Source organism: Bacteroides sp. AM44-19 (assembly GCF_003603395.1).
In the GTDB taxonomy this organism is placed as follows: Bacteria; Bacteroidota; Bacteroidia; order Bacteroidales; family Bacteroidaceae; genus Bacteroides; species Bacteroides uniformis.
Genome location: NZ_QTNB01000047.1, coordinates 1 through 4004 on the forward strand (window position 1 = coordinate 1; position 4004 = coordinate 4004).

Here is a 4004-nt window from a genome sequence, read left to right on the forward strand (position 1 = left end):
CAGAAAGGCACGCAGTTCGTTTTCTCTGATTTGGGGACATACCAGCCGGGCGACGGGTGGAACGTCTATTCGGAAATCAAGCGCAAACTGACGGAGGACTACGGTATACCGCCAAGCGAGGTGCGCTTCATTCAGGAGTGCAAGACCGACAAGGCTCGGAAGGCGGTGATAGACGCCATGAACGCCGGGACGGTGCGTGTGCTGTTCGGCTCTACCTCCATGCTCGGAACGGGTGTGAACGCCCAGAAACGGTGTGTGGCTATCCATCATCTCGATACGCCGTGGCGACCGTCCGACTTGCAACAGCGTGACGGACGCGGAGTTAGGGCAGGTAATGAGATTGCCAAACATTTCGCCGGGAACAACGTGGATGTAATCATCTACGCGGTGGAGAAGTCACTGGACAGCTACAAGTTCAACCTCCTGCACTGCAAGCAGACTTTCATAAGCCAGCTCAAAAGCGGTGCGATGGGTGCGCGTACCATCGACGAGGGGGCAATGGACGAAAAATCGGGCATGAATTTCTCGGAATACATGGCGTTGCTCTCCGGCAATACCGACCTGTTGGACAAGGCGAAACTGGAAAAGCGGATCGCATCGCTCGAAGGGGAACGCAAGTCGTTCAACAAGGGCAAGCGTGATTCGGAGTTCAAGCTGGAGTCAAAGACCGGCGAGTTGCGCAACAACACGGCTTTCATAGATGCCATGACGGAGGACTGGAACCGCTTCCTGTCGGTGGTGCAGACCGACAAGGAGGGCAACCGCCTTAATATAATAAAGGTGGACGGAGTGGATTCCGCCGATGAGAAGGTCATCGGAAAGCGTTTGCAGGAGATAGCCAAGAATGCCACGACCGGAGGGTTGTACACGCAGGTCGGTGAACTTTACGGTTTTCCGATAAAGGTGGTGAGCGAAAGGATACTCAAAGAGGGATTGGAGTTCACCGACAACCGCTTCGTGGTCGAGGGGAACTACAAGTACACCTACAACAACGGGCATCTGGCGATGGCTGACCCGTTGGCCGCCGCCCGCAACTTCCTCAACGCGATGGAGAGGATACCCTCCATCATCGACCAGTACAAGGCGAAGAACGAGGTGCTGGAGATGGAGATACCGCAGTTACAGGAGATAGCGGGTAAGGTGTGGAAGAAGGAGGACGAGCTGAAGCAGTTGAAGTCCGAACTTGCCGCCCTTGACCGAAAAATTCAGCTGGAGCTTGCGCCACCCACGCCCGAAGTCGCAGAAAAGGAGAATGAAGGGCAACAGCTCAAGCCGGAAGCGGAAGATGTGAGGAACAGGCAGGCGCAATATCCCGAAAATGCACCGCCGCAGATACGCAGTCCGGCGGATAGTATCGTTGCCAACCATGTCATAATCGGGCGTCCGGGACTGTATGCCAAGGAGGAAACCCGGTCCAAAGGATTGAAAATATAACCTAAGGAATTTTATCTGAAGTATTAATAAGGGCTATCCCAAAAGGTCTAAAAGTAAATTTTATCCTTTCTGCAAGTATCTATAGGATGGCAACTGCATTTTTTTCTTTTTGGGCAGCCCTTATTAAAATTTATTCTTATTTTAGGTTATATACATTCATGTCCATTTATGTAAAAAATTCCTGCTGACCTTGTTTATGTCTTGTCAGTCACCATTTGCAAAACCATATTTGACCCTCAAAGAGGCTGAATTTGATAAGTAACTTGCTACATACTCATAATAAGGAGCTAAATAGAACACGAATGGGAAATACACAAATGCTAAACTAAAGAAGATATTGGCCAAAATAAACGCTATACCGAGAGAGAAACTTGATTTTTCAACTTCCTAAAACGGTGTTGTTCAAACATTTCTACTTATTTGTACTTGCCAGTTGAACCTACGCTTCCCTAATAAAATGTCTATGGTAAAAAGTTAAAAAATCCTCCCACTTTTGTTAGATATATTTTTTTGTGTAATTTTGTAATCGTTATGCGGCAGTAATAATATACATATTAATACGAGTTAGTAATCCTGTAGTTCTCATATGCTACGAGGAGGTATTAAAAGGTGCGTTTCGACAATGCATCTACTGTAGTATATTATTGCTTAATCCAAATGAATATTATAAATTTAGGAATTCTTGCTCACATTGATGCAGGAAAAACTTCCGTAACCGAGAATCTGCTGTTTGCCAGTGGAGCAACGGAAAAGTGCGGCCGTGTGGATAATGGTGACACCATAACGGACTCTATGGATATAGAGAAACGTAGAGGAATTACTGTCCGGGCTTCTACGACATCTATTATCTGGAATGGAGTGAAATGCAATATCATTGACACTCCGGGACACATGGATTTTATTGCGGAAGTGGAGCGGACATTCAAAATGCTTGATGGAGCAGTCCTCATCTTATCCGCAAAGGAAGGCATACAAGCGCAGACAAAGTTGCTGTTCAGTACTTTACAAAAGCTGCAAATCCCGACAATTATATTTATCAATAAGATTGACCGTGCCGGTGTGAATTTGGAGCGTTTGTATATGGATATAAAAACAAATCTGTCGCAAGATGTCCTGTTTATGCAAACTGTTGTCGATGGATCGGTTTATCCGGTTTGCTCCCAAACATATATAAAGGAAGAATACAAAGAATTTGTATGCAACCATGACGACGATATATTAGAACGATATTTGGCGGATAGCGAAATTTCACCGGCTGATTATTGGAATACGATAATCGCTCTTGTGGCAAAAGCCAAAGTCTATCCGGTGCTACATGGATCAGCAATGTTCAATATCGGTATCAATGAGTTGTTGGACGCCATTTCTTCTTTTATACTTCCTCCGGCATCAGTCTCAAACAGACTTTCAGCTTATCTCTATAAGATAGAGCATGACCCCAAAGGGCATAAAAGAAGTTTTCTTAAAATAATTGACGGAAGTCTGAGACTTCGAGACGTTGTAAGAATCAACGATTCGGAAAAATTCATCAAGATTAAAAATCTAAAGACTATTTATCAGGGCAGAGAGATAAATGTTGATGAAGTGGGTGCCAATGATATCGCGATTGTAGAAGATATAGAAGATTTTCGAATCGGAGATTATTTAGGTGCTAAACCTTGTTTGATTCAAGGATTATCTCATCAGCATCCCGCTCTCAAATCCTCCGTCCGGCCAAATAAGCCCGAAGAGAGAAGCAAGGTGATATCCGCTCTGAATACATTGTGGATTGAAGACCCGTCTTTGTCCTTTTCCATAAACTCATATAGTGATGAATTGGAAATCTCGTTATATGGTTTGACCCAAAAGGAAATCATACAGACATTGCTGGAAGAACGATTTTCCGTAAAGGTCCATTTTGATGAGATCAAGACTATCTACAAAGAACGACCTATAAAAAAGGTCAATAAGATTATTCAGATCGAAGTACCACCCAACCCTTACTGGGCCACAATAGGGCTGACTCTTGAACCCTTACCGTTAGGGGCAGGGTTGCAAATCGAAAGTGACATCTCCTATGGTTATCTGAACCATTCTTTTCAAAATGCCGTTTTTGAAGGGATTCGTATGTCTTGCCAATCTGGTTTACATGGATGGGAAGTGACAGATCTGAAAGTAACTTTTACTCAAGCCGAGTATTATAGCCCGGTAAGTACACCTGCTGATTTCAGACAGCTGACCCCTTATGTCTTCAGGCTGGCTTTGCAACAGTCAGGTGTGGACATTCTCGAACCGATGCTCTGTTTTGAGTTGCAGATACCCCAAGTAGCGAGTTCCAAAGCTATTACAGATTTGCAAAAACTGATGTCTGAGATTGAAGACATCAGTTGTAATAATGAGTGGTGTCATATTAAAGGGAAAGTTCCATTAAATACAAGTAAAGACTATGCCTCAGAAGTAAGTTCGTACACTAAGGGCTTAGGCATTTTTATGGTTAAGCCATGTGGGTATCAAATAACAAAAGACGGTTATTCTGATAATATCCGCATGAACGAAAAAGATAAACTTTTATTCATGTTCCAAAAATCAAT

Annotated in this window: 2 protein-coding genes; both read left to right on the forward strand. The window is 44.1% G+C overall.

Features of this window, described 5'->3' with window-relative positions; translation table 11 throughout:
* Window positions 1-1434, forward strand: a 1434-nt coding sequence (locus DW947_RS21180; RefSeq protein ID WP_119958626.1) for a helicase-related protein, incomplete at its 5' end; no start/stop codon positions are given.
* A gap of 657 nt (window positions 1435-2091) precedes the next feature.
* Window positions 2092-4004: tetracycline resistance ribosomal protection protein Tet(Q) (gene tet(Q) / locus DW947_RS21185; RefSeq protein ID WP_119958627.1), on the forward strand; the 1913-nt coding region annotated here is incomplete at its 3' end.